The sequence below is a fragment of the Atlantibacter subterraneus genome (genome assembly GCF_007570865.1).
Lineage (GTDB): Bacteria > Pseudomonadota > Gammaproteobacteria > Enterobacterales > Enterobacteriaceae > Atlantibacter > Atlantibacter subterraneus.
Window position 1 is genome coordinate 448,682 of the sequence record NZ_VLPS01000003.1, and the last position, 26,948, is coordinate 475,629.

Here is a 26,948-nt window from a genome sequence, read left to right on the forward strand (position 1 = left end):
AATGTGAATTGGTGTGCCGGGATAATCTGTAGATTGTGAAGGGGATCATGCAATGATGCCAGGTGGCGGTAAAATAAGGCGGGATGCGCTCGCTAATTGGTATAACAACTTTTGGCGAAAAATGCAGGCTAAATCGATTTAATAACGGGGTAATAACAAACAGGGGCATCGCTGCCCCTGAATGATTAATTAATCGGCACGGCCCATATAGCGGCGTTCCGGAATGTGAACGCGGATTTTATCGCCGTTGCTCAGGTATTCCGGCACCTGAATCACCAGGCCGGTGGACAGTTTGGCTGGCTTGGTGCGGGCGCTGGCGGAGGCACCTTTAATTCCCGGAGAGGTTTCCACGATTTCCAGATCCACCGTCTGCGGCAGTTCCAGCGCCAGCAGCTGTTCGTCCCAGGTCAGCACCTGCATATCCGGCATACCGCCTTCAGGAATGAACAGCAGCTCGTCTTCAATCTGCTCTTTGTTGAAGATAAACGGCGTGTAGTCTTCCGCATCCATAAACACATATTCGTTGCCGTCAACGTAAGAGAAATTCACAAAGCGGCGGGTCAGGCTGACGGTATCCACGATATCATCGCCCTTGAAGCGTTCTTCCACTTTCAGGCCGGTGCGCACATCGGAGAAGCGCATTTTGTACAGCGTGGCGGCGCCACGGGCGCTCGGCGCCTGGATATCAATGTCTTTCACCAACAGCAACTTGCCGTTGTAATTGAGAACCATACCTTTCTTTATTTCGTTTGCTCTTGGCATTGGGAAAATCCTGTTAATAGGGTCTTATAAAAGATCGCGTCAAACTACTCGTGGCTTGCGGTTGTGGCAAGCGGATTTGTATTTGCTGTAAAAGTCATAGTGCCCGGGGCGGTGGCCTGTTAAAGTCGCCGCTCGATACTTACCCGGAGCCCAGAATGGAATGCCGCCCAGATTGCGGCGCATGCTGTACCGCGCCCTCTATCTCCACCCCCATTCCGGGTATGCCGCAGGGCAAACCGGCTAATACCCCTTGCGTGCAGCTTGATGAACATCAGCGCTGCAAAATCTTCCTGTCGCCGCTGCGCCCGGCGGTTTGCGCGGGGCTAAAGCCGTCGCGGGAGATGTGCGGCGACGCGCGCCCTCAGGCGATGCAGTACCTTATCTGGCTGGAGGCGCAGACCGCGCCCTAAACGTCCTTAATCCGCAGCAGGCACCACAGCGTCAGCACGATCATCGCCAGCCCGACGTAAAACACGCTGTGATAATTCCAGATTTCCGCAATGATCCCGGCCATCGACCCGGCAATAATCCAGCCGACGCGGGTGGTATTAGTATAAAGCGTGGTGGCGGACCCCGCCTGACCGGGCATTAAATCCTGGAAATAGAGCATCCCGATACCCGCCAGAATCCCAATATAGATGGCGTTCAGCAGCTGCATCCCCAGTAGCACAATAGGGTGGTGGAAGGTCAGCATGCCGATATAGAACAGCAGCCCGGCGACGGTGGCGATGCGCATCAGGAAGCGCTTGCCGCAGCGTTTGGCGTAGTAACCGGCAATCAGCATGGTCGGGATTTCCAGCCCGGCCGCCGTGCCCATCATGATGCCCGCCAGCTTTTCCGGGTAGTGCAGCTCGTTAATGATGTAGAGCGGCATATTGATGATATACAGGCTGTTGGTGCCCCACATCAGGGTACAGGCGGCGAACAGCAGCAGGGCGTCCCGGCGGTTACTGCGCGGCGCTTCGAGTTTGGCACTTACCGGCACCGGCGTTTTACGCATCGACGGCAGTAACAACCAGACTATCGCCCCGCACAGCACATAGGCGAACGCCGCGCTGATGTACATCACGTCAAAACCGAACCCCATGGCCAGCGCGTAAGCGATCGGCGGGCCAATCACCCACGCCAGCGACACCTGGGCGCGCAGAATCGAACTGAACATCACCGCTTCGCGCCCTGTCTTATCGGCATGTTCCCGGGCGAGGGCAAACATCTGCGGGTTGGCCGTTGAGCCAAAGCTGCTCAGGAACACCCCAATAAACAGCAGCACAAAATAATTTCGGTTCCAGGCGAACAGTAGGCTGGCGAGCGCGCCCAGCAGGCAGCAGGCAAAGATCAGCGTTTTGCGGTCGCCTTTTTTATCTGAATGCCCCGCCAGGAACTGGCTCACCATAATGCCGATGATGGCGCTGCCGCTAAAGAAGAACCCGACCATCGCCGGACGGGCGTGAACTTCGGTGGTGAGAAACAGGCTCAGCGTCGGCGTTTGCAATGCGCCAGCAATTCCGGTCAAAAAGGCCACAATTAAGAAAGACGCGGACGTGATATCAAACGTGCGTGGGGGGAGTGCGGTGGTGTTGTTAGACATGTTGGAGGTTCAGGTTTGAAGAAGGTGCGCAGTTTACGCTCAGCGGCAGCAAATAAACAGGGTGTCAGGTCAATTCCCTGCGTTTTTGAACCGCGGTTTCAGTGCTGAACAGGTGCTGAAGGTTGGCTGAAGCAGCCAAATTAATTTCAGCTAAGTTCAGTTTTTATGCGCTGAAGTGTGCGGAAACTCAAAAATCTGACATCCCGTTAACAACAAAACTTGCCAGTTTTGCCTGTTGCCTCCACACTCGCGAAACGTTTCAGCGTCGTCTTATTGGCTTGCCACATTGAGAGGGCGCATTTTTTCTCATGATGGCTGAAACGATTCAATTTCAGCGAGCGAGGAGAGTTATGTTCCAGTTATCTGTGCAAGATATACACCCTGGCGCCAGTGCCGGGAGCAAAGACGAGGCGATCCGGCAGGTTGCGGCAGCGCTGGCTCAGGCCGGCAACGTGGCTGACGGCTACGTCAACGGCATGTTGGCCCGCGAACTGCAAACGTCCACTTATTTAGGCAATGGTATTGCCATTCCTCACGGCACCACCGACACCCGCGATCAGGTGCTGAAAACCGGCGTAAAAGTGTTTCAGTTCCCGCAGGGCATTGCGTGGGGCGAAGGGCAGACCGCGTATGTCGCCATCGGCATCGCCGCCAGCTCCGATGAACACCTTGGTTTACTGCGCCAGCTTACCCACGTGTTAAGCGATGACGACGTAGCTGAACAGCTGAAAAATGCCGCCAGCGCTGAAGAACTGCGCGCGCTGCTGATGGGTGAAAAACAGCAGGCCTCTCTGAAACTCGACAACGACACCGTGCAACTGGACGTTGCCGCGGCAGATTTAACCACGCTGCAGGCGCTGAACGCGGGCCGCCTGAAAGCGGTCGGCGCGGTAGACAGCCGCTTCGTCAGCAATGTCATCAACGATACCCCGCTCAACCTCGGTCACGGCATCTGGCTGAACGACAGCGCGGAAGGCAACCTGGCGAGCGCGATCGCCGTCAGCCGTAGCGCGACGCCGTTTGAGCTTGACGGACAGCAGGTGGCGATGCTGTTAACTGTGGCTATGGCGGACAGCCAGCCGGTTAATGTGCTGAAGCGTGTAAGCGATTTGATTATTAACCAGAAAGCTGACCGTCTGGTGAACGCCGATGGCGTAACCCTGCTGGCGCTGCTGACCAGCGACGACGCGCCGCTGGACGACGTGCTGAGCGCGGAGTTCGTGGTGCGTAACGAACATGGTTTGCATGCCCGTCCGGGCACCGTACTGGTGAACACCGTCAAGCAATTCAATAGCGATATTACCGTCACCAACCTCGACGGCAGCGGTAAACCGGCTAACGCTCGCAGCCTGATGAAAGTGGTGGCGCTGGGCGTCAAGCAGGGCCACCGCCTGCGCTTCACCGCGCAGGGCGAAGATGCTGAACAGGCGCTGAAAGCGATTGGCGACGCCATCGCCGCCGGTCTTGGGGAGGGCGCAGCATGAGCAGACGCGTTGCCACCATTACCCTCAACCCGGCCTATGACCTGGTCGGCTACTGCGCAGACATCGAGCGCGGTGAAGTGAACCTGGTACGTACCACCGGGCTGCATGCGGCGGGCAAAGGGATTAACGTCGCCAAAGTGCTCAAAGATTTGGGTATCGACGTCACCGTGGGCGGGTTCCTCGGTAAAGACAACCAGGACGGCTTTCAGCAGTTGTTCAGCGAACTGGGCATCGCCAACCGTTTCCAGGTGGTTCAGGGCCGTACCCGTATCAACGTTAAGCTCACCGAAAAAGACGGCGAAGTCACCGACTTCAATTTCTCGGGCTTTGAAGTGACCCCAGCCGACTGGGAGCGTTTCGTAAATGATTCCCTGAGCTGGCTGGGCCAGTTCGATATGGTGTGCGTCAGCGGCAGTTTGCCGTCCGGCGTCAGCCCGGAAGCGTTCACCGACTGGATGACCAAACTGCGCAGCCAGTGCCCGTGCATTATTTTCGACAGCAGCCGCGAAGCGCTGGTAGCCGGGCTGAAAGCATCGCCGTGGCTGGTCAAACCCAACCGCCGCGAGCTGGAAATCTGGGCCGGTAAAAAGCTGCCGGAACTGAAAGACGTGATCGAAGCCGCTCACGCGCTGCGCGAGCAGGGCATTGCCCACGTGGTGATTTCTCTGGGTGCGGAAGGGGCGCTGTGGGTTAACGCCTCCGGTGAATGGATTGCCAGACCGCCGTCTTGCGAAGTCGTCAGCACGGTAGGTGCCGGGGATTCGATGGTTGGCGGCCTGATTTACGGGCTGCTGATGCGCGAATCCAGCGAACACACATTACGTCTGGCGACCGCCGTGGCGGCGCTGGCCGTAAGCCAGAGCAACGTCGGTATCACCGACAGACCCCAGTTGGCCGCAATGATGGCGCGCGTCGACCTCCAACCCTTTAACTGACAGCAGGAGAGACATAATGAAAACGCTGCTGATAATTGATCCGAGCCTCGGGCAGGCCCGTGCATACATGGCGAAAACACTGCTTGGCACGGCGGCTCACAAAGCGCACCTGGATATTATCGATAACCCGAACGACGCGGAACTGGCTATTGTGGTCGGCACCGCAATCCCTGCTGACACCGCGCTGAACGGTAAAAAGGTGTATCTGGGCGATATCGATCGCGCCGTGCTGCATCCGGAACTGTTCCTGAGTGAAGCCAAAGGCAAAGCCGCGCCGTACAGCGCACCGGCGGCTGCTGTGCCAGCCCAGGCCAGCCTGGCGAAAGGCCCGAAACGCATCGTTGCCGTTACCGCTTGCCCGACTGGCGTGGCGCACACCTTTATGGCGGCTGAAGCCATTGAAACCGAAGCCAAAAAACGCGGCTGGTGGGTGAAAGTTGAAACCCGCGGCTCCGTTGGCGCGGGCAATGCTATCACCCCGGAAGAGATCGCTCAGGCAGATCTGGTGATTGTCGCGGCGGATATCGAAGTGGATCTGGCGAAATTCGCTGGTCTGCCGATGTACCGTACCTCTACCGGTCTGGCGCTGAAGAAAACCGCTCAGGAGCTGGATAAAGCGGTGGCGGAAGCCAAACCGTATGAAGCTCAGCAGTCTGCTTCGGCCTCCTCTCAGGAAGGCAAAAAACAGAGCGCGGGCGCGTATCGTCACCTGCTGACCGGCGTGTCTTATATGCTGCCGATGGTGGTGGCGGGCGGCTTGTGTATCGCGCTCTCCTTCGCGTTCGGCATTGAGGCTTTCAAAACGCCGGATACTCTGGCAGCGGCGCTGATGCAGATTGGCGGCGGTTCAGCCTTTGCGCTGATGGTGCCGGTACTGGCGGGTTACATCGCCTTTTCCATCGCGGATCGTCCGGGCCTGACGCCGGGCCTGATTGGCGGCATGCTGGCGGTGAGCACCGGTTCCGGGTTTATCGGCGGTATTCTGGCTGGTTTCCTGGCGGGTTATGTAGCAAAAGCCATCAGCACCAGGCTGAAGCTGCCCCCTAGCATGGAAGCGCTGAAGCCGATCCTGATTATTCCGCTGCTCTCCAGCCTGGTGGTTGGCCTGGCGATGATCTACCTGATCGGCAAACCGGTGGCAGGCATCCTGGCGGGCCTGACCCACTGGCTGCAAACCATGGGTACGGCTAACGCGGTGCTGCTGGGCGCCATCCTCGGCGGTATGATGTGTACCGATATGGGCGGGCCGGTGAACAAAGCGGCCTATGCGTTCGGCGTTGGTCTGCTGAGTACCCAAACCTATGCGCCAATGGCGGCGATTATGGCGGCCGGTATGGTGCCACCGCTGGCGATGGGGCTGGCGACGATTGTTGCCCGTCGTAAATTCGACAAGGGCCAGCAGGAAGGCGGTAAAGCGGCGCTGGTTCTGGGCCTGTGCTTTATCTCTGAGGGGGCGATTCCGTTCGCGGCCCGCGACCCGATGCGCGTCCTGCCTTGCTGTATCATCGGCGGCGCGGTAACGGGTGCCATCTCTATGGCGATTGGCGCGAAACTGATGGCACCGCACGGCGGCCTGTTCGTACTGATGATCCCTGGCGCGATTACTCCGGTTGTGGGTTATCTGCTGGCGATTGTTGCCGGTACGCTGCTGGCGGGCCTGGCGTATGCCTTCCTGAAGCGTCCGGAAGCGGAGCTGAACACCAAAACCGCGTAATTCACGCATAAACAAAAGGGCAGGTGAGAACCTGCCCTTTTTGCGTTTGATAGTGGCTCAGACGGCCACGGTTTCGTGCTGCTGCGTCCGCAGCCAGGCGATCTCTTCCGCCCAGATATCCGGGTTAATGGTTTCCAGAATCAGCGGAATACCGTCGAAGCGCGCATCGCGCATCAGCCAGCTAAACGGCGTATGGCCGATGTTGCCCTCGCCGAGGCTGTTATGGCGGTCAACCCGGCTGGCAAAGGCGCTTTTAGCGTCGTTGAGGTGCATACCGCGCAGGTACTGAAACCCGACGATGCGCTCGAATTCAGCAAAAGTATTTTCGCAATCTTCTTCGGTCCGCAAATCGTAGCCGGCGGCGAAAGCGTGGCAGGTATCAATGCATACCCCAACCCGCGATTTATCCTCTACGCCGTCAATAATCGCCGCCAGATGCTCAAAGCGAAAACCCAGGTTGCTGCCCTGTCCGGCGGTATTCTCAATCACTGCCGTCACGCCTTCGGTTTTCGCCAGTGCGATATTGATGGATTCGGCGATGCGCGCCAGGCAAGCCTCTTCGCTAATTTGCTTGAGATGGCTGCCGGGATGGAAGTTCAGCAGGGATAAACCCAGCTGCTGACAGCGCGCCATCTCGTCGATAAACGCGTCGCGGGATTTTTCCAGCGCCTCATCCACCGGATGGCCGAGGTTTATCAGGTAGCTGTCGTGCGGCAGGATCTGGCCCGGCTTAAAGTTATGCTGCTCGCAGGCGGCCTTGAAATTATCGATGGTTTCGCCGCTGAGCGGTGCCGCGCGCCACTGGCGCTGATTCTTGGTAAACAGGGCGAAGGCGTTCGCGCCAATCTCTACCGCGCGGGTCACGGCCTGCTCCACGCCGCCGGATGCGCTGACATGTGCGCCAATGTATTTCATCTCTTTCTCCTGACTTACCTGCAAAGCACGCTTTTTATCATAGCCGCTGCGGTGTGGAAAGCGCCGGTTACAGCAGATGATGTACCGCCAGATTAATCGCGCCGCCACCGATAATCAGCCAGCCGAACAGCATCAGCGCCATCACCAGCGGTTTAGCTCCGGCCTTTTTCAGGGCGCTGACGTGGGTGGTCAGCCCCAGCGCCGCCATCGCCATCGCCAGCAGCACCGTATCGAGGGTAATCAACGCCTGCACCAGTGCGTCCGGCAGCAGGTGGAACGAGTTGAAAATCGCCACCAGAATAAACAGCACCGCAAACCACGGAACGGTGATTTTGCCGGTCTGGGCGCTGCCCGCTGGAGCCAGCTGTTTGACGCGCGCCGCCAGGAAAATCAAAAATGGAGCCAGCATCATCACGCGCAGCATCTTGGCGATCACCGCGCTGTTTTCCGCGTCCGGGCTGATGGCGTGCCCGGCTGCCACCACCTGGGCCACTTCGTGCATCGTCGAGCCGATAAAAATCCCGTAGTTTTCCGGGCTGAACCAGTGGGCCAGCAGCGGATACATCAGCGGATAGATAAAAATCGCCAGGGTGCCGAAGATCACCACCGTCGCCACCGCCACCGTGACTTTACTGGGCTCGGCTTTGATCACCGGCTCGGTCGCCAGGATGGCCGCCGCGCCGCATATGCTGCTGCCTGCGCCGATCAGCCAACTGGTCTGGCGATCCAGCCCAAAGATTTTCTGCCCCAGAAAGCAGGCCAGCAAAAAGGTGCTGCTCAGGGTCAGAATATCTATCGCGATGCCGCTGACGCCCACTTCAGCAATTTGCGAAAACGTCAGGCGGAAGCCATAAAGAATAATGCCCAAACGCAGTAAATGCTGTTTGGCGAACAAGACGCCGCCGTCGCACTGCTGCCAGATCTTCGGATACAGGGTGTTGCCGACCACCATACCCGCAAGGATTGCCAGCGTCAGGGCGCTAAAGCCTGCGCCAGCAACGGCGGGAATCGAGCCTGCCCACAAGGCGAAGCCGGTGAGGCCCGCGCACAGCATCAGGCCGGGAATAAAATGCCATAGCGTGTGGCGATGAGTCTGTAGGGTAATTTCTGCCATATCCTTCTCCTTTGTCCGGGAAAAGCTTACGGCGCGGTAGCTTAAAAATAAAATTGATTATATATTTATAATCAATCTTTATAAGTGGTAAGCAGGCGCACTGCTGCCGAAAAGGAAACATTATGCATATCACGTTGCGTCAGTTAGAAGTCTTTGCTGAAGTGCTGAAAAGCGGTTCAACGACTCAGGCCTCGCAGATGCTGGCGCTGTCGCAATCCGCCGTCAGCGCGGCGCTAACCGATCTGGAAGGCCAGCTCGGCGTGCAGTTTTTCGACCGCGTCGGCAAGCGGCTGGTGGTTAATGAGCATGGCCGACTGCTTTATCCGCGGGTGGTGGCGCTGCTGGAACAGGCCGGGGAGATCGAACAGCTGTTCCGCAACGACAACGGCGCGATCCGGGTTTACGCCAGCAGCACCATCGGCAACTACATCCTGCCGGAAATTATTGCCCGCTATCGCCGCGACTTTCCCGATTTACCGCTGGATCTGAGCGTGGGGAATACCCAGGACGTGGTGAACGCGATTATTGATTTTCGTGCCGACGTTGGGTTTATCGAAGGACCGTGCCATATGGCGGAAATCGTCACCGAGCCGTGGCTGGATGACGAGCTGGTGGTGTTCGCCGCGCCGGATAATGCGCTGGTCAACGGCCCGGTGACCCTGGAAAGCCTGGCGGCCGCACCCTGGATCCTGCGCGAGCGCGGCTCCGGCACCCGGGAAATTGTCGACTATTTATTGCTGTCCCATCTGCCGCGTTTCCATCTTGAGATGGAGCTGGGTAACTCCGAAGCCATTAAACACGCGGTGCGCCACGGTCTGGGCATCAGCTGCCTGTCGCGCCGGGTGATTGCCGAACAGCTGGCGGCGGGGACGCTGGTGGAGCTGGAACTGCCGCTCTCACGCCCGGTGCGCACGCTGTACCGCATCCATCACCGGCAAAAGCACCTGTCCCGGGCGTTGCAGCGCTTTATTGGCTATTGCGGGCAGTAGCGTCGAAAAGCCGTCTTGCCGTTCCCTGACTGGCGGCTTTACTTATAATCCTCCGCCGATCATGAAGGTCTCTTATAACCGCGATTTTCTGCCGTGATATCAGGAAACGCTCTGCTACAATCGCGCCTCATTTTATGGATGGGCATTATTTTTATATGGTTAGCGAAACGAAAACCACACAAGCGCCTGGCTTACGCCGTGAATTAAAGGCGAGACATCTGACCATGATCGCCATTGGCGGCTCAATCGGCACCGGGCTTTTTGTCGCCTCTGGCGCGACCATTTCCCAGGCTGGCCCCGGCGGCGCGCTGCTTTCTTATATTCTGATCGGCCTGATGGTCTACTTCCTGATGACCAGCCTCGGCGAACTGGCGGCGTATATGCCTGTGTCCGGTTCCTTTGCCACCTATGGTCAGAAGTACGTGGAAGAAGGCTTTGGCTTCGCGCTGGGCTGGAACTACTGGTACAACTGGGCGGTGACCATCGCCGTTGACCTGGTGGCCGCGCAGCTGGTGATGACGTACTGGTTCCCGGATACCCCGGGCTGGATCTGGAGTGCGCTGTTCCTCGCCATCATGTTCCTGATTAACTACATTTCAGTGCGCGGTTTCGGTGAAACCGAATACTGGTTCTCGCTGATTAAAGTGACTACGGTGATTGTATTTATCATCGTCGGCATCCTGATGATCCTGGGCATCTTCCAGGGGTCGCAACCGGCGGGCTGGAGTAACTGGACCGTAGGCGAAGCGCCATTCGCTGGCGGATTTGCCGCGATGATCGGCGTGGCGATGATCGTCGGATTCTCCTTCCAGGGCACCGAGCTTATCGGCATTGCGGCAGGCGAATCTGAGAACCCGGAGAAGAACATTCCGCGCGCGGTGCGTCAGGTGTTCTGGCGAATCCTGCTGTTTTATGTGTTCGCTATTCTGATCATCAGCCTGATTATCCCGTACACCGATCCGAGCCTGCTGCGTAACGATGTCAAAGACATCAGCGTCAGCCCGTTCACCCTGGTGTTTGAACACGCGGGCCTGCTTTCTGCGGCGGCGATCATGAACGCGGTGATCCTGACGGCGGTGCTGTCGGCGGGTAACTCCGGCATGTACGCCTCAACCCGTATGCTGTACACCCTGGCCTGCGACGGCAAAGCGCCGCGTATTTTCGCGAAACTGTCCCGTGGCGGCGTGCCGCGTAACGCGCTGTATGCCACTACCGTGATTGCCGGTCTGTGCTTCCTGACCTCAATGTTCGGCAACCAGACCGTGTACCTGTGGCTGCTGAATACCTCCGGGATGACCGGCTTTATCGCCTGGCTGGGTATCGCTATTAGCCACTACCGTTTCCGTCGCGGCTACGTGATGCAGGGCCACGATATTAACGATCTGCCGTATCGCTCCGGGTTCTTCCCGCTGGGGCCGATCTTCGCCTTCGTGCTGTGCCTGATTATTACCCTCGGCCAGAACTATGAAGCCTTCCTGTCGGATACCATCGACTGGGGCGGCGTGGCGGCGACCTATATCGGCATCCCGCTGTTCCTGATTATCTGGTTCGGCTACAAGCTGGCGAAGGGTTCGCACTTCGTGAAGTACAGCGAGATGGAATTCCCGGATCGCGTTAAAAAATAACCCCTTAAAGGCGCGGCTCCCGCGCCTTTTTCTTTTCCTCCGCTATATCTTGCTTACCCTTTCTCCATAATTTTTCCATTTTACAACAAATTTTAACAATTTAATTGATAAGCATTATCGTTTGCTTTATGGTTAGCCGCGTAAAAAGTCACCCGCCTCGATGCGGGGGCGCAGCGGTGTGAGCGATGAGATGAATTTGTAGTATTTCACCTCATGGAGATAAGGAATGTTTAGGTTGAATCCTTTGGTCAGGGGGGGACTGTGCGCGTCCGCGTTGACCCTGGCCTTGCCCGTTATGGCGGCTGACAATCCGCAAGACACGATGGTTGTGACCGCATCGTCTACCGAACAAAACCTCAAAGATGCGCCCGCCAGCATTAGCGTGATCACCCAGCAAGATTTGCAGCGTAAACCGGTTCAGAACCTCAAAGAGGTGCTGAAAGAAGTGCCGGGCGTGCAGCTGACCAATGAAGGCGATAACCGCCAGGGCGTCAGCATTCGCGGCCTGAGCAGCAGCTATACGCTGATTCTGGTAGACGGCAAGCGGGTGAACTCGCGTAATGCGGTGTTCCGTCATAACGATTTCGACCTGAACTGGATCCCGGTAGACGCCATCGAGCGCATCGAAGTGGTACGCGGCCCGATGTCCTCGCTGTACGGTTCCGATGCGCTGGGCGGCGTGGTCAACATCATTACCCGTAAAGTTGGCAAAAGCTGGCACGGCTCCATCACCGCAGACACCACCATCCAGGAACACCGCGATCGCGGTGACACCTACAACGGCCAGTTCTTCACCAGCGGCCCGCTGATTGATGACGTGCTGGGCGTGGAGGTGTACGGCAGCCTGGCGAAGCGTGAAAAAGACGATCAGCAGCCGACCAGCACCGGCGAAACGCCGCGCATCGAAGGCTTTAGCAGCCGCGACGCTAATGTGGAGTTCAACTGGACGCCGAACGAGAATCACGATATCGACTTCGCTTATGGCCGCGACCGCCAGGATCGTGACTCCGATTCCCTCGCCAAAGATCGCCTTGAGCGTGAAACCTGGGCTATCGGCCACAACGGACGCTGGGATTTGGGCAACAGCGAGCTGCGCTTCTACGGCGAAAAACTTGATAACAAAGATCCTGCCAGCACCGGCACTATTACCTCCGAAAGCAACACCCTGGACGGTAAATACGTGCTGCCGATTGGCGCGATCAACCAGCTGGTGACCTTCGGCGGCGAATACCGCCATGACAAACTGAAAGATCCGGTCAACCTGACGGGGGGCAACAGCAGCGAAACCTCTGCCAATCAGTACGCGCTGTTCCTGGAAGACGAATGGCGGATTATCGACCCGCTGGCGCTGACCGCCGGTCTGCGTATGGACGATCACGAAACCTACGGCGACCACTGGAGCCCGCGTGCGTATCTGGTATACAACGCCACCGACACCCTGACGGTGAAAGGCGGCTGGTCCACCGCGTTTAAAGCGCCTTCGCTGCTGCAACTGAGCCCGGACTGGACCACCGGTTCTTGCCGTGGCGCGTGCGAAATCGTCGGTAGCCCGGACCTGAAGCCGGAAACCAGCGAAAGCTACGAGCTCGGCCTGTACTACGCAGGAGAAGAAGGGTGGCTGGAAGGCGTCACCGCCAGCGTCACTACCTTCCAGAACGATATTGACGACATGATCAACATCGACCGTACGCAAAGCCGCACGCTGGCACCGAGCTACAGCAACTTTGTAGGGTTCAACAGCGACGGCGAACCGATCTTCCGCTATTACAACGTCAACAAAGCACGGATCCGCGGCGTGGAAACCGAGCTGAAAGTGCCGTTCAACGACCAGTGGAAACTGACCCTGAACTACACCTACAACGACGGGCGCGACCTGAGTGGCGGCGGCAACAAACCGCTGTCATCGCTGCCGTTCCATACCGCCAACGGCACCGTGGACTGGACGCCGCTGGAAGACTGGTCGTTCTATGTGTCCGGTAACTATACCGGCGAGCAGCGCGCCACCACGACCGCCACCACTGCAACCGGCGGCTACGTGATCTGGAACGCGGGCGCGGCCTGGCAGGCCACAAAGAACGTCAAGCTGCGTACCGGCGTGATGAACCTCGGCGATAAAGACCTGAGCCGCGAAGACTACAGTTATAACGAAGATGGCCGTCGCTACTTTGTAGCGATGGATTACCGCTTCTGATGGGTAGCTGAGAAGTGAGAAGGGTATCCCGGGCGGGATACCCTTTTTTTACTTATGCCTCAGCAAAAAGATGCTCAGCGTGAAAACGCAGGTGATCTTCAATAAACGAGGCAATAAAGAAGTAACTGTGATCGTAGCCCGGCTGAATGCGCAGGGTTAACGGCCAGCCGGTCTGGCGCGCCACTTCCGCCAGCTGCGCTGGCTGGAGCTGATCGGCAAGGAACTGATCGTTATCGCCCTGATCCACTAAGGTCGGGATCTGCTGTTCGGCGCTTGCCTGCGCCATTAGCGCACAGCTGTCCCATGCCGTCCACTGGCTTTGATCTTCGCCCAGATACGCGCTGAACGCTTTCTGGCCCCAGGGTACGCGCACCGGGTTCACAATGGGCGCAAACGCCGAAACCGACGTAAAGCGTCCCGGATTTTTCAGCGCCATGATTAACGCCCCGTGGCCGCCCATCGAGTGGCCGCTGATAGCGCAACGATTGCTGACGTTAAAGTGCTCCTGCACCAGCGCCGGTAGCTCATCGCGCAGATAGTCGTACATCCGGTAATGCGCCGCCCACGGTGCCTGAGTAGCGTTCAGGTAAAAGCCCGCGCCTTTGCCCAAATCGTAGCCTTCGGCATCCGCCACATCGTCGCCGCGCGGGCTGGTGTCCGGCATCACCAGCACAATGCCGAGTTGCGCCGCGATGCGCTGGGCGTTGGCTTTAGTGGTGAAGTTTTCATCATTGCAGGTCAGGCCCGAGAGCCAGTACAGCACCGGCGGCGGATTGGCGGAAACCGGCGGCGGCAAAAATACGCTCAGGGTCATGGTGCAGTTGAGCACCTCTGAATGATGACGCCAGCGTTGTTGCCAGCCCTCAAAACAGCGGTGCTCTTCAATCATCTCCATAATGGCTCCTTGGTGTATCGAAAGGGTACGCAGGTTATTCATTTTACAGTGAAGAAATTTCAGTTCAGCTTTATTCGGCTATCCTGCATCATCAATATAACCGAATTGTAACAAATGGAGTGACCGTGGCGCTGCGAATTGCGATAACGGGTTTTCTGGTTTTAGTGGTGGCAATGGGTATTGGCCGTTTTGCCTTTACGCCACAGGTGCCGTTAATGATAGCTGAAGGGCAGCTCACCCTGACCAGCGCGGCGCTGGTGGCGGCCATTAACTATCTGGGCTATCTGGCAGGGGCATGGGACGCGATGCGCGCCCACCGCCACGTAGAGTGCCGGTTGCACCTCGGCGTCTGGGGCGCGGTAGGGCTGACGTTACTCTCTGCGCTGGCCCCGGAGGCCTGGAGCCACGCGATAATTCGCTTTGTGATTGGCGGTATGAGCGGCTGGGCGATGGTATTAATCGCCGCCTGGACCAACGAACAGCTGGCGCATTTCGGTAAACCGGGGTTAAGCGCGGCGGTCTTCGCCGGGCCGGGCGCGGGTATCGCCATCAGCGGGTTGCTGGCCGTCGCCATTCAGGCGGGGGATTTGCACGCCTGGCAAGGTTGGCTGGTGTACGGCGTACTGGCGCTGGTCCTGATTGGCCTTATCGCGCGTAATTTGCCCCGCAAAGGGCAGCTCCATCGCCCGGAGAGCCAGCCGCAGCCGCTGACGCTGACGCCTGGCCTGAAACGGCTGGTCTGGAGCTACAGCCTTGCCGGTTTCGGCTACATTCTGCCCGCCACGTTTCTTTCGCAAATGGCGGCGGCGCGCTTTCCCGGCAGCTTTATGGCGCAGTTTGTCTGGCCGGTATTTGGCATCGCGGCGGTGTGCGGCATTGCGTTAAGCATCGCTCTGCGCCATGTGGGCTCCAGCAATCAGCGGCTGGCGGTGGTGCTGTTTTTACAGGGCATCGGGGTGCTGGGCGCGGCGTTATTGCCTGCGATGGCGGGGCTGGTGGTCGGTGCATTGCTGGTGGGCGGCGGGTTTTTATGCGCGGTGCAATTGTCGCTGCTGTACGGACGCGAACTTGCGCCCCAGCATACGCGCTATATGGCGGGGCTATTAACCACCGGCTATGCCGTTGGGCAGTTGGGGGGACCGATCACTTCGGCGCTGTCCACCGCCTTTACCGGCAGGCTGGAGCCCGCGCTGTGGATTGCCGGCGTGGCGCTGTTTATCGCCGCCGGGCTGGTCTGGAAGCGTGAGCCTGAAAGGCCAGACCAATTTCAATAATTATCATGGTGAATACTGGATTATGTGCACCGGCTCACGCACAATGAATGCGCACTTTGCCCCTGGAGGGCAGAGGTACGCCACACCTGCAGGAGAAAAATAAATGTCATCACTCAGTAAAGAAGCCGCCCTGGTTCATGAGGCGCTGGTCGCCCGCGGTCTGGAGACGCCGCTGCGTCCGCCATTGCGCGAACTGGACAACGAAACCCGCAAGCGCCTCATTTCCGAACATATGAGCGAAATCATGCAGCTGCTCAATCTGGATCTGAGCGATGACAGTTTGATGGAAACGCCGCACCGCATCGCCAAAATGTATGTCGATGAGATTTTCTCCGGGCTGGATTACGCCAATTTCCCGAAAATCACCGTCATTGAAAATAAAATGAAGGTTGATGAAATGGTCACCGTGCGCGACATCACCCTGACCAGTACCTGCGAACACCACTTTGTGACCATCGACGGGAAAGCCACCGTGGCCTATATTCCCAAAGAGTCGGTGATCGGCCTGTCGAAAATTAACCGTATCGTGCAGTTCTTCGCCCAGCGCCCGCAGGTGCAGGAGCGTTTGACCCAGCAGATCCTGGTGGCCCTGCAAACCCTGCTTGGCACCAACAATGTCGCGGTGTCTATTGATGCGGTGCATTACTGCGTGAAAGCGCGCGGCATTCGCGACGCGACCAGCGCGACGACCACGACCTCACTCGGCGGGCTGTTCAAGTCCAGCCAGAATACGCGTCAGGAGTTCTTGCGCGCGGTGCGTCACCACAGCTAACAGAAGGCCGGATGCATGGAACGAAATGTCACGCTTGACGCGGTTCGTGGCGTTGCCATTCTTGGCATCCTGCTGTTGAATATTATGGCTTTCGGCCTGCCGAAAGCCGCCTATCTGAATCCCGCCTGGTATGGCGATATCACCTCCCGCGACGCCTGGACCTGGGCGCTGCTTGACCTGTTTGCCCAGGTAAAATTCCTGACCTTATTTGCGCTGTTGTTTGGCGCGGGCCTGCAATTGCTGCTGGCGCGCGGTAAACGCTGGATCCAGTCGCGTCTGACGCTGTTAGTTTTACTCGGCTTCGGCCACGGCCTGCTGCTGTGGGATGGCGACATTCTGCTGGCTTACGGGCTGGTGGGGCTGATTAGCTGGCGGCTGATCCGCGACGCGCCCAGCGTCAGGTCGTTATTCAATACCGGCCTGATGCTGTTTCTGGTGGGGCTTGGGGTATTGATATTGCTGGGCCTGATTTCCGGTGATCAGCTTAACCGCTCCTGGATCCCTGACGAGTCGGCCCTCCAGCTGGAACAGTTCTGGCGAACAGAAGGGGGAATGACCACCATTCGCTACCGGGCGGATTTACTCTCCTCCACGCTGCTGGCTTTGGGCGCGCAGTACGGTTGGCAGCTGGCGGGTCTGATGCTGATCGGCGCGGCGCTGATGCGCAGCGGCTGGCTGAAAGGGCAGTTTAGCCTGGGGCATTACCGGCGCACCGGCGTCATTCTGATCCTGATTGGCGTGACGATTAACCTGCCGTCGATTCTTCTGCAATGGCATCTCAACTGGGCCTACCGCTGGTGCGGTTTCCTGTTACAGGCTCCGCGTGAGCTGAGCGCGCCGTTTCAGGTGCTGGGCTACACCGCGCTGATTTACGGCTTCTGGCCGCAGCTTTCCCGCTGGCGCATCACCGGCGCGGTGGTCTGCGTCGGGCGGATGGCGCTCAGCAACTATCTGCTGCAAACTCTGATCTGCACCACGCTGTTCAACCGCTTCGGTCTGTTTATGAAATTCGACCGCCTGCAGCTGCTGGCCTTTGTCCCGGCGGTATGGGCCGTGAACCTGCTGTTCTCCGTCTGCTGGCTGCGCTATTTCCGCCAGGGACCGGTGGAATGGCTGTGGCGGCAATTAACCGCACGGGCATCAGGGGTTAGCCTTTCCCGCACAGACAGATAACGATCCAGATCACAATCATTAACATTTTGGATGTAACCGTTTTCAGCGGTGTGATGCGCTTCACGCAGCATCTATTCACGCGCTGACACAATATCCTGAGCTTAACACAGGGGGTATTCGTGAGTTGCTGCCAAAATAAACAGGATGAGGGTTATGATCACCATTCGTGATGTCGCACGTCAGGCGGGTGTATCCGTCGCCACCGTTTCCCGGGTTCTGAACAATAGCGCGCTGGTCAGCCCAGAGACGCGCGAACTGGTGCTACAGGCCGTAAACCAGCTGGGATACCGCCCGAACGCTAATGCCCAGGCGCTGGCTACCCAGGTCAGCGATACTATTGGCGTGGTAGTCATGGACGTCTCCGACCCCTTCTTCGGCGCACTGGTAAAAGCGGTGGATACCGTGGCCCAGCAGCATCAAAAATATGTGCTGATCGGCAACAGCTATCATGAAGCGGAAAAAGAGCGCCACGCTATTGAGGTGCTGATTCGCCATCGCTGTAACGCATTGATTGTACATGCAAAAGAGCTGTGTGACGACGAGCTGGCGCAGTTTATGGATCACATTCCCGGCATGGTGCTGATTAACCGTATTGTCCCGGGCTATGAGCACCGTTGCGTCGGGCTGGACAACATCACTGGCGCGATGATGGCGACGCGGATGCTGCAAAGCAACGGTCATCAGCGCATCGGCTATCTGGCTTCAAGCCATGCCATTGAAGATAACGATCATCGCCGTGAAGGCTGGCAGCGCGCGCTGGCGGAGCAGGGGATTGTCGCCCCGGAAAGCTGGGTCGGCACCGGTTCGCCAGATATGCAGGGCGGTGAGGCGGCAATGGTGGAGCTGCTGGGCCGCAATCTCCAGCTCACGGCGGTATTCGCCTATAACGACGGGATGGCGGCGGGGGCGTTAACGGCACTGAAGGATAACGGCATTGCGGTGCCGCAGCATTTGTCACTGATTGGCTTTGACGACATTCCCATGGCCCGTTACACCGACCCGCAACTAACCACCGTGCGTTACCCGATTGTTTCAATGGCGCGGCTGGCGACAGAGCTGGCGTTACAGGGTGCGCAGGGGCTGCTCGATAATGCAGCAACCCACTGTTTTATGCCGACTTTAGTGCGCCGCCATTCGGTAACCGGGCGTCAAATTGTGGCTCCGATCACTAGTTTGTAAATATGCGTGATGTAACCGCTTTCAATCTGTGAGTAAATTCACAGTATCTTAACAAGCCGCTGACTATGATGTCAGCGGTTTAGGGGCTGAAACACTATGTAACGATAACCATAGACGACAAGCCCGAAAGCGCAAATAACACGCAGTACTGGAGCGTTACCTGTCACGGAAGAAATTTTTCATAAGTGAACTTAGGCAGTCAGTAACGTGAACTCCACGCTGTCCTGCCGTCCATTATTCACAAGAACTACCCTGCAAATACCGGAGATACCATGAATAAGAAGGTGTTGACCCTGTCCGCTGTGATGTCGTGCATGCTGTTTGGCGCTGCTGCTCAGGCAGCCGATCGTATCGGCGTGACCATCTATAAATATGACGATAACTTCATGTCTGTAGTACGTAAGGCGATTGAGAAGGAAGCTACCGCCTCTCCGGATGTTCAACTGCTGATGAACGACTCGCAGAACGATCAGTCCAAACAGAACGACCAAATTGACGTCCTGCTGGCGAAAGGCGTGAAGTCTCTCGCTATCAACCTGGTTGACCCGGCTGCTGCGGGCACCGTGATTGAAAAAGCGCGCGGCCAGAACGTGCCAATCGTATTCTTTAACAAAGAACCGTCCCGTAAAGCGCTGGACAGCTATGACAAGGCCTTCTACGTCGGTACTGACTCCAAAGAATCCGGCATCATCCAGGGCGACCTGATTGCCAAACACTGGGCGGCTAACCAGGCCTGGGATCTGAACAAAGACGGCCAGATCCAGTTCGTACTGCTGAAAGGCGAGCCGGGCCACCCGGATGCTGAAGCGCGTACCACTTACGTGATCAAAGAGCTGAACGATAAGGGCATCAAAACCCAGCAGCTGCAGCTTGATACCGCAATGTGGGATACCGCAATGGCGAAAGACAAGATGGACGCATGGCTGTCTGGTCCGAACGCGAACAAAATTGAAGTGGTTATTGCCAACAACGACGCCATGGCAATGGGCGCGGTTGAAGCGCTGAAAGCCCACAACAAATCCTCTATTCCGGTGTTCGGCGTTGACGCCCTGCCAGAAGCCCTGGCGCTGGTTAAATCCGGTGCGATGGCTGGTACCGTGCTGAACGACGCCAACAACCAGGCGAAAGCGACTTTCGATCTGGCGAAAAACCTGGCAGCAGGTAAAGGCGCCGCCGACGGCACTAACTGGAAAATCGACAACAAAGTTGTGCGTATTCCTTACGTCGGTGTTGATCAAGCCAACCTGGCTGAGTTCACTAACAAATAATAAGCCGTACTTAAAGGGCGCAAGCTGCGCCCTTTTTTAAACTCGTCATACGCCGTCAACCTATTACGCCACCAGGTATAACTATGGTCAGCACGAACACGCAATCCTCAGGCGAATACTTGTTAGAAATGAGCGGTATCGACAAGTCATTCCCGGGCGTTAAGGCACTGGATAATGTTAATTTGAAAGTACGCCCACATTCTATCCATGCATTAATGGGTGAAAACGGGGCGGGTAAATCGACATTATTAAAATGCCTTTTTGGGATCTATAAAAAAGATTCCGGCAGCATTCTTTTTCAGGGGAAAGAGATCGATTTCCAGTCAACCAAAGAAGCGCTGGAAAATGGCATCTCAATGGTTCACCAGGAATTAAACCTGGTATTACAACGTTCCGTGATGGACAACATGTGGTTGGGGCGTTACCCAACTAAAGGCGTGTTTGTCGATCAGGATAAAATGTACCGCGATACCAAAGCGATTTTCGATGAGCTGGATATTGATATCGATCCACGCGCTCGCGTAGGGACGCTTTCTGTATCGCAGATGCAGATGATTGAAATCGCCAAAGCGTTTTCCTATGACGCTAAGATCGTGATTATGGATGAGCCCACTTCTTCCTTAACGGAAAAAGAGGTTAATCATCTGTTCAAAATTATTCGTAAATTGAAAGAGCGCGGCTGCGGCATCGTGTATATCTCCCACAAAATGGAAGAGATCTTTCAGTTGTGCGATGAAATAACCATTCTGCGTGATGGTCAGTGGATTGCCACCCAGCCGCTGGAAGGGCTGGATATGGACAAGATCATCGCCATGATGGTGGGTCGTTCCCTGAACCAGCGCTTCCCGGATAAAGAAAACGTCCCGGGTGAAGTGATCCTCGAAGTGAAAAACCTGACCTCCCTGCGTCAGCCGTCGATTCGCGACGTCAGCTTCGATCTGCACAAAGGCGAAATTTTAGGTATTGCCGGGCTGGTGGGTGCCAAGCGTACCGACATCGTGGAAACCTTATTCGGCATCCGCGAAAAATCCGCCGGGACCATTAAGCTGCACGGCAAGCAAATTAATAACCATAACGCTAATGAGGCAATTAACCACGGTTTCGCCCTGGTCACCGAGGAGCGACGCTCTACGGGTATTTATGCCTATCTGGATATCGGCTTTAACTCGCTTATTTCCAACATTCGCAAATACAAAAACAAAGTCGGGCTGCTGGATAATTCCCGCATGAAAAGTGATACCCAGTGGGTTATTGATGCCATGCGCGTAAAAACGCCGGGCCATCGCACCCAGATCGGTTCGCTTTCCGGTGGTAACCAGCAAAAGGTCATTATCGGGCGCTGGCTGTTAACCCAGCCAGAAATTCTGATGCTTGATGAACCGACCCGCGGTATTGACGTCGGCGCGAAGTTTGAAATTTATCAGCTGATTGCTGAACTGGCGAAAAAAGGCAAAGGGATCATTATTATCTCCTCCGAAATGCCAGAGCTGTTAGGAATAACCGACCGTATCCTGGTTATGAGCAATGGTCTCGTTTCCGGAATTGTTGACACCAAAACGACGTCGCAGAATGAAATTTTGCGTCTTGCGTCTTTGCACCTTTAATATCAGGGGCTCCTCATGAGTGCGTTAAATAAGAAAAGTTTTCTCACTTATCTGAAAGAAGGCGGTATTTACGTCGTCCTTTTAGTTTTGCTGGCCATTATTATTTTCCAGGACCCGACATTCTTAAGCCTGTTGAACTTAAGTAACATTCTGACCCAGTCTTCGGTGCGTATTATCATCGCGCTGGGCGTGGCGGGCCTTATCGTCACCCAGGGTACTGACCTGTCTGCCGGTCGTCAGGTTGGCCTGGCGGCGGTTGTGGCGGCAACCCTGTTACAGTCGATGGAAAACGCCAACAAAGTGTTCCCGGAAATGGCGACCATGCCGATTTTCGTGGTGATCCTGATTGTCTGCGCTATCGGCGCGATCATCGGCCTGATAAACGGCATCGTTATCGCTTACCTGAACGTGACGCCGTTTATCACCACTCTGGGCACCATGATCATCGTGTACGGTATTAACTCCCTGTACTACGACTTCGTGGGCGCATCGCCGATCTCCGGTTTTGACAGCGGCTTCTCGACGTTTACCCAGGGCTTTATCGCGTTGGGCAGTTTCCGGCTCTCATATATCACCTTCTATGCGCTGATTGCGGTGGCCTTCGTCTGGATCCTGTGGAACAAAACCCGCTTTGGTAAAAACATCTTCGCCATTGGCGGCAACCCGGAAGCGGCGAAAGTGTCGGGCGTAAACGTGGCCCTGAATCTGCTGATGATTTATGCGCTGTCCGGCGTGTTCTATGCCTTCGGCGGTTTGCTGGAAGCGGGCCGTATCGGCTCCGCCACTAACAACCTCGGCTTTATGTACGAACTGGATGCGATTGCCGCGTGCGTGGTGGGTGGCGTTTCCTTCAGCGGCGGCGTGGGGACGGTGATTGGCGTGGTAACCGGTGTGATCATCTTTACGGTTATCAACTACGGCCTGACCTACATCGGCGTGAACCCGTACTGGCAGTACATTATCAAAGGCGCAATCATCATTTTCGCGGTTGCCCTGGATTCCCTGAAATACGCCCGTAAGAAGTAATATTGACCTGCTTTGTCCAGCCCCCGGTTTCGGGGGCTTTTTTTATTAGCGTTTTGTTTCGGTCACTTCCTGCTGCGCAGGCACCTTCGAATCATCCCCGTTCAGCCGTCGTTTCTCCTGGTCGGCCTGGTAGAAATAATTCCAGCAGGTAACAAACAGCGCCGCGACCATCGGGCCGATTACAAAGCCGTTGATGCCGTAAATGCTCAGCCCGCCCAGCGTGGTGATCAGGATCAACCAGTCCGGCATGCGGATATCTTTACCCACCAGCAGCGGGCGCAGAATATTGTCCGACAGGCCCACCACCACCACAAACCACAGCGTCAGCAATAAGCCTTTAATAATCATCCCGGTGGCAAACAGGTAAATCGCCGCCGGGATCCACACCAGCGCCGTACCCACCGCCGGGATCAGCGACAGGAACGCCATCAGCGCGCCCCACAGCAGGCTGGCTTCAATGCCCGCGAAGTAAAATGCGATACCCCCCAGCGCGCCCTGAACCACCGCGACGACCACGGTGCCTTTCACCGTGGCGCGCGCTACGGCGGCGAAGCGGGCGAACAGGCGGTATTTCATGTTGTTTTCCAGCGGGATGGCTTTAAACGCCAGCTCCACCAGCCGTGCGCCATCTTTCAGGAAGAAGAACAGCAGATACAGCATCACGCCGAATCCCACCGCCAGGCCGAAGGTGTTTTTACTGATCAGCAACACGCTGCCAGCGGCATACTGGCTGCCTTTCATGGCGACTTCAGAGAGTTTGCTGCGGATGTCGGTAAGGTTATCGAGCTGATATTCCGCCAGCAGACCGCGCGCCCAGTCCGGCAGATAGCCAAGATATTCGTAAAACAGCCGCGCGATATTGGCGTTATCGGTTTGCAGGTTCTGGTAGACGGTATTAAATTCCCGCGCCAGCGAAGAGGCGATAATTGCCAACGGGGTGAAAACGATTAAACAGATCACCAGCAGCGTCAGCAGCGCAGCCAGCCCGTTGCGGCCACCGGTGGTGCGGCTCAGCCAGATTTTGGTTTTATAAAAAATAACGGCGAGGATAACGGCCCACAGCAGTGAGGAGAACCAGGGACGTAAAATGCTGCACAATGCCAGCGTGACCAGCGCCAGAATCAGCGCGAAAAGTATTTTCGAAGTTTTTCCCATCAGCATAGTTATTCCCTTTTGACGGCGTGAGAGACACGCGTTGCGCATAAGTCAGTGTAGACGCTGTATAAACGAGGACAGTTTCCGCGAACGCCGGAAGTGAAGAATTCAGAATGGAGGAAGACGGTGCGGTTAACAAAACGCCGTTATTTCGCCTTTTGCAGTTCGAGCAGCTGTTCCGCCGTCACTGCCGGGTAGCCCTGCGCATCGTCCGGCACGTCATGCAGCGCCGGGATAGGCACTAATGGCCCTAAGAAGCGGGGTTCACGTTTGAAAATATACAGATCGGCAAGCGCGCCCAGCCGCGCGCCGAATTCACGAACCCGCACCGTCAGCATATCTTTCGGCGAAGGCACTGCGTAGCACTGGGCCTGGATGCCCATATGCAGGGCGATAAACAGCGCGCGCTCGCAGTGGAAGCGCTGGGTGATAATAATAAAGTCGTTGGTATCGAACACCTTGCGGGTGCGAACGATGGAATCCAGAGTGCGGAACCCGGCGTAATCCAGCACGATGTCTGCCGGATCGACGCCCGCGGCAATCAGATCCTTACGCATGGTCATCGGCTCGTTATAGCTTTGCAGCGCGTTATCGCCGCTCAGCAGCAGATAGTTCACTTTGCCGCTGTTATAAGCGTTAATCGCGCCCTGAATGCGGTAGCGGTAATACTGGTTGATCACCCCGGTGCGGTAATACTTGGCGGTGCCCAGCACCACGCCTACCTGGCGATAGGGCAGGTCCTGCAATTCGTCATAGACGTAGGGGGCGGTTCTCCAGCTTATCCAGCGATCGAGAAGCAGCGCCGCTAACAGCAGTAAGCCGATAAACACAACCAGGCTGTACAACAGGCGCTTCAACATGCAGGTGGCTCAGAACAGGAAAATTGTCACCAAGGCTACTTTACCCGCCAGGCGAGCGCAACCGGTGACCGTGCGGGTGGATTAAAATTAAGCATTCCGCACGGTGCAGCGCAAAGCATCAGGCCAGCAGCACCCGATCGACATTCTGGCAGCCCAGGCCATTGAGAGTGGAAACCGTCGGTGCCCACTGGCTGATATTGCCATTCGGCAGCTCAGCGAGGATAGCGCGCTGGATATCCGCAAAGCCGTAGCCTTTCAGGATCACCAGATTCAGCGTCGCCTGCAACGGCGGCAGGGACGGGTTGAAGGCGGCGTTTTCGGCATAGCTACCGGTCAGGATGGTGCCGTCGCGCAGTTCCATCGCCAGGCCGCACGGCGACTGGGTATATGGCGCGTGGCTGCGGTTGGCCGCTTTAATCGCCTGCTGGCTCAGCTCATCGCCTTCCAGCGCGAAACCGTGATCTTCGGCATCGAAAATGGTGGTTTTGATATCCAGATCGCGCGGGCCAAAGGCGTCAGGCAGATAGTCTTTCAGCCTGGCGGCGGCGCGGCCCGGTAAATGGATGTGCAAATCGAGGCCGCTGTTTAGTTCGTTCATAAACTGGCGGCAGTGCCCGCATGGCGTGTAATTAACGGTAATCGCCCGCAGGCCCGTTTCACCGCTCATCCACGCGTGGGTAATAGCGCTTTGTTCGGCGTGGACAGTTTGTTGCAGCGCGATGCCGGGGTACTCCATATTCGCGCCAAACCATAAATTGCCGCTGATGCCGCGCGCGATAGCACCGACGTTAAAATGGGAAATAGGGGTTTCTGCATACGCCGCCGCGAGCGGCAGTAAGGCGAACGCCAGTTCGTCTTCGTTAAGCCCGCACTGGCGTTGGATCTGTTGCGACTGCTCGGCAGTCAGCATCGCCGGAAAATGTTCGTCATCCAGCAGGGGAGCAAGCGCGGTTTGCAGAGGCTGAGAAAGCCCGGCAAAGGCGGTATGAAATCGTGAATGCATGGCAAAGCCTCTCTATATCGGTTACTGGATCCGTAGTTTACGGAGCCAGTAAGGCCCGATATGTGATGAGTGTCTCGTTATTTATGCAACGAATTTTCTTTCATACAAATTTGCGCGACATCTCGCAAATTTTACGCCCAGAACGCCAGAATTAACGGGAATAAAAACGGCGCGATCAGCGAAGTGATAATCCCGCAGATCACCAGCGCCAGCGAACTGAACGCCCCTTCCTGATAGTCCAGCTCCGCGCAGCGGGCGGTGCCGAGGGCGTGGGACGCGGTGCCCATCGCCAGGCCGCGTGCCGATTTAGTATGGATACGCATTACATTCAGCAGGCTATGGCCAAATACCGCGCCGAGAATGCCGACAAAAATCACGCATACCGCGCTGATCGCCGGAATACCGCCGAGGCTGCCGCCCACCGCCATGGCAATCGGCGTGGTCACGGATTTCGGTAATATCGATGCGGCGATTTCTGGCGACGCGCCCAGCAACAGCGCGACCGACGTGCCGGTTAACATCGCCACCATGCTGCCGATAAAACAGATGGTAATAATCGATTTCCAGCGGGCGCGGATCTGATGGAGCTGCTCATATAGCGGAAACGCCAGCGCCACCACGGCGGGTTGCAGCAGGTCATTAAGGATTTTGCTGCCCTGGAAATAGTGCTCATAAGGTGTATGGGTAAACACCAGCAGCGGGATAATCACCACCATCGACACCAGCAGCGGGTTTAACAGCGGAGTTTTTAACTTTGCCGCCAGTTTGCGGGCCGCAAAAAATACCACCAGGGTTAACGGCAGCGACCACCAGATATTCTCAATCATTGTTTTGGCTCCTGCTGCCCAATCACTTTGCGCTGGCCGTGTACCAGATGCGAACTCCAACTGACCACCAGAAACACCACCAGGGTGCTGATAAAACATGACACCACCACCGGGCCAAACTGCGCTTTCAGGACGTCGACATACTGCATCACGCCAATCCCCACCGGCACAAACAGCAGCGCCATATAGCGGATCAGCACATTACAGCCGGGCTTAACCCATTTCGCCGGCAGGATTTGCAGCGACAGCAGGATAAACATAATCAGCATACCGATAATACTGCCGGGAATGGTGATGGGCAGCAGCGCCGCCAGGGCGATACCCGCATACAAGCAGGCATAAATCAGGATAAACGCACGGACAAAGTGCCAGAGGGTGGTCAGCATAGTGCTCATATCAATAACCTTGTTGGAATGCATTCATCATACAATTAATGAAAATTGTGTGCTACAGATCACATCATGATTTTATGGCATCAAAAGTATGCCTGACGTGCACAGTTGCAAGCCTTATCAGGTATGAGAAAGAGTGAAAGCAGGTGCGGCATATTCTATTTTTTTGCCAGCATACCCGGCGTGGCGAGCGGGCTCAATGG

24 protein-coding genes are annotated in these 26,948 nt (G+C 56.6%); 14 read left to right on the plus strand and 10 right to left on the minus strand.

All coding sequences use genetic code 11. The features are described 5' to 3' along the window. Positions 1-189 precede the first annotated feature (189 nt). Complete coding sequence (gene yeiP, locus FND52_RS07850) at positions 190-762, minus strand: elongation factor P-like protein YeiP (RefSeq protein WP_125291619.1); 573 nt, start codon at positions 760-762, stop codon at positions 190-192. A gap of 155 nt (positions 763-917) precedes the next feature. On the opposite strand from yeiP, the gene FND52_RS07855 reads away from it, so the two are divergent. Next, a complete protein-coding gene (locus FND52_RS07855) occupies positions 918-1,172 on the plus strand; it encodes a YkgJ family cysteine cluster protein (RefSeq protein ID WP_125291620.1) in 255 nt (84 codons plus the stop codon). On the opposite strand, the gene setB is transcribed toward FND52_RS07855, so the two are convergent. Continuing rightward, positions 1,169-2,350, minus strand: coding sequence for a sugar efflux transporter SetB (setB, locus tag FND52_RS07860; RefSeq protein WP_144130355.1), 1,182 nt, complete (start codon positions 2,348-2,350; stop codon positions 1,169-1,171). The genes FND52_RS07855 and setB overlap by 4 nt on opposite strands. 350 nt (positions 2,351-2,700) lie before the next feature. On the opposite strand from setB, the gene fruB reads away from it, so the two are divergent. Genes fruB through fruA form a run of 3 tightly spaced genes read left to right on the plus strand, consistent with a single transcriptional unit; the run spans position 2,701 to position 6,483 of the window. Continuing rightward, a complete protein-coding gene (gene fruB, locus FND52_RS07865) occupies positions 2,701-3,834 on the plus strand; it encodes a fused PTS fructose transporter subunit IIA/HPr protein (RefSeq protein ID WP_144130357.1) in 1,134 nt (377 codons plus the stop codon). Then, a complete protein-coding gene (gene fruK, locus FND52_RS07870; RefSeq protein ID WP_125291623.1) occupies positions 3,831-4,769 on the plus strand; it encodes a 1-phosphofructokinase in 939 nt (312 codons plus the stop codon). Before fruB ends, fruK begins: the two co-directional genes overlap by 4 nt. Positions 4,770-4,785: 16 nt before the next feature. Then, positions 4,786-6,483 (plus strand): PTS fructose transporter subunit IIBC, encoded by a 1,698-nt coding sequence (fruA, locus tag FND52_RS07875; RefSeq protein ID WP_144130359.1) that lies wholly within the window; start codon positions 4,786-4,788, stop codon positions 6,481-6,483. A 57-nt stretch (positions 6,484-6,540) separates the two neighbouring features. On the opposite strand, the gene nfo is transcribed toward fruA, so the two are convergent. Together nfo and FND52_RS07885 are read right to left on the minus strand one after the other, a co-directional pair. Then, complete coding sequence (gene nfo / locus FND52_RS07880; RefSeq protein ID WP_144130360.1) at positions 6,541-7,398, minus strand: deoxyribonuclease IV; 858 nt, start codon at positions 7,396-7,398, stop codon at positions 6,541-6,543. Between the two features lie 67 nt (positions 7,399-7,465). Further along, positions 7,466-8,512, minus strand: a complete 1,047-nt coding sequence (locus FND52_RS07885; RefSeq protein WP_144130362.1) for a YeiH family protein — start codon at positions 8,510-8,512, stop codon at positions 7,466-7,468. A 122-nt stretch (positions 8,513-8,634) separates the two neighbouring features. On the opposite strand from FND52_RS07885, the gene yieE reads away from it, so the two are divergent. The 3 genes from yieE (at position 8,635) to cirA (ending at position 13,317) form a co-directional block, all read left to right on the plus strand. Next, positions 8,635-9,501 (plus strand): DNA-binding transcriptional regulator YeiE, encoded by an 867-nt coding sequence (yieE, locus tag FND52_RS07890; RefSeq protein WP_125291627.1) that lies wholly within the window; start codon positions 8,635-8,637, stop codon positions 9,499-9,501. A gap of 155 nt (positions 9,502-9,656) precedes the next feature. Continuing rightward, positions 9,657-11,126: a lysine-specific permease gene (gene lysP / locus FND52_RS07895; RefSeq protein ID WP_125291628.1), complete on the plus strand. Its 1,470-nt coding sequence runs from the start codon at positions 9,657-9,659 to the stop codon at positions 11,124-11,126. A gap of 226 nt (positions 11,127-11,352) precedes the next feature. Then, entirely contained in the window at positions 11,353-13,317 is a 1,965-nt protein-coding gene (gene cirA / locus FND52_RS07900) for a catecholate siderophore receptor CirA (RefSeq protein ID WP_144130364.1), read from the plus strand. A 52-nt stretch (positions 13,318-13,369) separates the two neighbouring features. On the opposite strand, the gene fghA is transcribed toward cirA, so the two are convergent. After that, positions 13,370-14,212, minus strand: coding sequence for an S-formylglutathione hydrolase (gene fghA, locus FND52_RS07905; RefSeq protein WP_144130366.1), 843 nt, complete (start codon positions 14,210-14,212; stop codon positions 13,370-13,372). Between the two features lie 125 nt (positions 14,213-14,337). Between fghA and FND52_RS07910 the strand changes: the two genes are divergently transcribed. From FND52_RS07910 to mglC, 7 genes are all read left to right on the plus strand, one after another. After that, a complete protein-coding gene (locus FND52_RS07910) occupies positions 14,338-15,486 on the plus strand; it encodes a YbfB/YjiJ family MFS transporter (RefSeq protein ID WP_144130368.1) in 1,149 nt (382 codons plus the stop codon). A 103-nt stretch (positions 15,487-15,589) separates the two neighbouring features. Further along, positions 15,590-16,258 carry a GTP cyclohydrolase I FolE gene (gene folE / locus FND52_RS07915; RefSeq protein WP_125291632.1) on the plus strand — a complete coding sequence of 223 codons (669 nt, stop codon included), beginning with the start codon at positions 15,590-15,592 and terminating at the stop codon, positions 16,256-16,258. A gap of 15 nt (positions 16,259-16,273) precedes the next feature. Beyond that, the gene (gene yeiB / locus FND52_RS07920; RefSeq protein ID WP_144130371.1) at positions 16,274-17,431 is read left to right on the plus strand and encodes a DUF418 domain-containing protein YeiB; all 1,158 of its coding nucleotides are present in this window, start codon (positions 16,274-16,276) and stop codon (positions 17,429-17,431) included. 153 nt (positions 17,432-17,584) lie between these two features. Further along, complete coding sequence (galS, locus tag FND52_RS07925; RefSeq protein WP_125291634.1) at positions 17,585-18,610, plus strand: HTH-type transcriptional regulator GalS; 1,026 nt, start codon at positions 17,585-17,587, stop codon at positions 18,608-18,610. Between the two features lie 272 nt (positions 18,611-18,882). Beyond that, positions 18,883-19,878: a galactose/glucose ABC transporter substrate-binding protein MglB gene (gene mglB, locus FND52_RS07930; protein ID WP_144130373.1), complete on the plus strand. Its 996-nt coding sequence runs from the start codon at positions 18,883-18,885 to the stop codon at positions 19,876-19,878. An 83-nt stretch (positions 19,879-19,961) separates the two neighbouring features. Further along, positions 19,962-21,482, plus strand: a complete 1,521-nt coding sequence (gene mglA, locus FND52_RS07935) for a galactose/methyl galactoside ABC transporter ATP-binding protein MglA (protein ID WP_125291636.1) — start codon at positions 19,962-19,964, stop codon at positions 21,480-21,482. 15 nt (positions 21,483-21,497) lie between these two features. Beyond that, entirely contained in the window at positions 21,498-22,508 is a 1,011-nt protein-coding gene (gene mglC / locus FND52_RS07940; protein WP_125291637.1) for a galactose/methyl galactoside ABC transporter permease MglC, read from the plus strand. A 45-nt stretch (positions 22,509-22,553) separates the two neighbouring features. On the opposite strand, the gene FND52_RS07945 is transcribed toward mglC, so the two are convergent. The 5 genes from FND52_RS07945 to FND52_RS07965 all read right to left on the minus strand — a co-directional run bounded on the left by FND52_RS07945 (position 22,554) and on the right by FND52_RS07965 (position 26,748). Further along, the gene (locus FND52_RS07945) at positions 22,554-23,669 is read right to left on the minus strand and encodes an AI-2E family transporter (protein ID WP_144130375.1); all 1,116 of its coding nucleotides are present in this window, start codon (positions 23,667-23,669) and stop codon (positions 22,554-22,556) included. 140 nt (positions 23,670-23,809) lie between these two features. Next, positions 23,810-24,523, minus strand: a complete 714-nt coding sequence (gene sanA / locus FND52_RS07950; RefSeq protein WP_125291639.1) for an outer membrane permeability protein SanA — start codon at positions 24,521-24,523, stop codon at positions 23,810-23,812. 118 nt (positions 24,524-24,641) lie between these two features. Continuing rightward, complete coding sequence (cdd, locus tag FND52_RS07955; RefSeq protein WP_144130377.1) at positions 24,642-25,526, minus strand: cytidine deaminase; 885 nt, start codon at positions 25,524-25,526, stop codon at positions 24,642-24,644. Positions 25,527-25,657: 131 nt separating this feature from the next. Further along, on the minus strand, positions 25,658-26,353 hold the full coding sequence (locus tag FND52_RS07960; protein ID WP_144130379.1) for a CidB/LrgB family autolysis modulator: 696 nt from the start codon (positions 26,351-26,353) through the stop codon (positions 25,658-25,660). Then, positions 26,350-26,748, minus strand: coding sequence for a CidA/LrgA family protein (locus tag FND52_RS07965; protein WP_125291642.1), 399 nt, complete (start codon positions 26,746-26,748; stop codon positions 26,350-26,352). Before FND52_RS07965 ends, FND52_RS07960 begins: the two co-directional genes overlap by 4 nt. Positions 26,749-26,948: the final 200 nt, after the last annotated feature.

What these genes read in the sequence shown, in the direction of transcription:
- yeiP (WP_125291619.1), bottom strand. Translation starts at nt 762, where the DNA reads ATGCCAAGAGCAAACGAAATAAAGAAAGGTATGGTTCTCAATTACAAC.
- FND52_RS07855 (WP_125291620.1), top strand. Translation starts at nt 918, where the DNA reads ATGGAATGCCGCCCAGATTGCGGCGCATGCTGTACCGCGCCCTCTATC.
- setB (WP_144130355.1), bottom strand. Translation starts at nt 2,350, where the DNA reads ATGTCTAACAACACCACCGCACTCCCCCCACGCACGTTTGATATCACG.
- fruB (WP_144130357.1), top strand. Translation starts at nt 2,701, where the DNA reads ATGTTCCAGTTATCTGTGCAAGATATACACCCTGGCGCCAGTGCCGGG.
- fruK (WP_125291623.1), top strand. Translation starts at nt 3,831, where the DNA reads ATGAGCAGACGCGTTGCCACCATTACCCTCAACCCGGCCTATGACCTG.
- fruA (WP_144130359.1), top strand. Translation starts at nt 4,786, where the DNA reads ATGAAAACGCTGCTGATAATTGATCCGAGCCTCGGGCAGGCCCGTGCA.
- nfo (WP_144130360.1), bottom strand. Translation starts at nt 7,398, where the DNA reads ATGAAATACATTGGCGCACATGTCAGCGCATCCGGCGGCGTGGAGCAG.
- FND52_RS07885 (WP_144130362.1), bottom strand. Translation starts at nt 8,512, where the DNA reads ATGGCAGAAATTACCCTACAGACTCATCGCCACACGCTATGGCATTTT.
- yieE (WP_125291627.1), top strand. Translation starts at nt 8,635, where the DNA reads ATGCATATCACGTTGCGTCAGTTAGAAGTCTTTGCTGAAGTGCTGAAA.
- lysP (WP_125291628.1), top strand. Translation starts at nt 9,657, where the DNA reads ATGGTTAGCGAAACGAAAACCACACAAGCGCCTGGCTTACGCCGTGAA.
- cirA (WP_144130364.1), top strand. Translation starts at nt 11,353, where the DNA reads ATGTTTAGGTTGAATCCTTTGGTCAGGGGGGGACTGTGCGCGTCCGCG.
- fghA (WP_144130366.1), bottom strand. Translation starts at nt 14,212, where the DNA reads ATGGAGATGATTGAAGAGCACCGCTGTTTTGAGGGCTGGCAACAACGC.
- folE (WP_125291632.1), top strand. Translation starts at nt 15,590, where the DNA reads ATGTCATCACTCAGTAAAGAAGCCGCCCTGGTTCATGAGGCGCTGGTC.
- yeiB (WP_144130371.1), top strand. Translation starts at nt 16,274, where the DNA reads ATGGAACGAAATGTCACGCTTGACGCGGTTCGTGGCGTTGCCATTCTT.
- galS (WP_125291634.1), top strand. Translation starts at nt 17,585, where the DNA reads ATGATCACCATTCGTGATGTCGCACGTCAGGCGGGTGTATCCGTCGCC.
- mglB (WP_144130373.1), top strand. Translation starts at nt 18,883, where the DNA reads ATGAATAAGAAGGTGTTGACCCTGTCCGCTGTGATGTCGTGCATGCTG.
- mglA (WP_125291636.1), top strand. Translation starts at nt 19,962, where the DNA reads ATGGTCAGCACGAACACGCAATCCTCAGGCGAATACTTGTTAGAAATG.
- mglC (WP_125291637.1), top strand. Translation starts at nt 21,498, where the DNA reads ATGAGTGCGTTAAATAAGAAAAGTTTTCTCACTTATCTGAAAGAAGGC.
- FND52_RS07945 (WP_144130375.1), bottom strand. Translation starts at nt 23,669, where the DNA reads ATGCTGATGGGAAAAACTTCGAAAATACTTTTCGCGCTGATTCTGGCG.
- sanA (WP_125291639.1), bottom strand. Translation starts at nt 24,523, where the DNA reads ATGTTGAAGCGCCTGTTGTACAGCCTGGTTGTGTTTATCGGCTTACTG.
- cdd (WP_144130377.1), bottom strand. Translation starts at nt 25,526, where the DNA reads ATGCATTCACGATTTCATACCGCCTTTGCCGGGCTTTCTCAGCCTCTG.
- FND52_RS07960 (WP_144130379.1), bottom strand. Translation starts at nt 26,353, where the DNA reads ATGATTGAGAATATCTGGTGGTCGCTGCCGTTAACCCTGGTGGTATTT.
- FND52_RS07965 (WP_125291642.1), bottom strand. Translation starts at nt 26,748, where the DNA reads ATGAGCACTATGCTGACCACCCTCTGGCACTTTGTCCGTGCGTTTATC.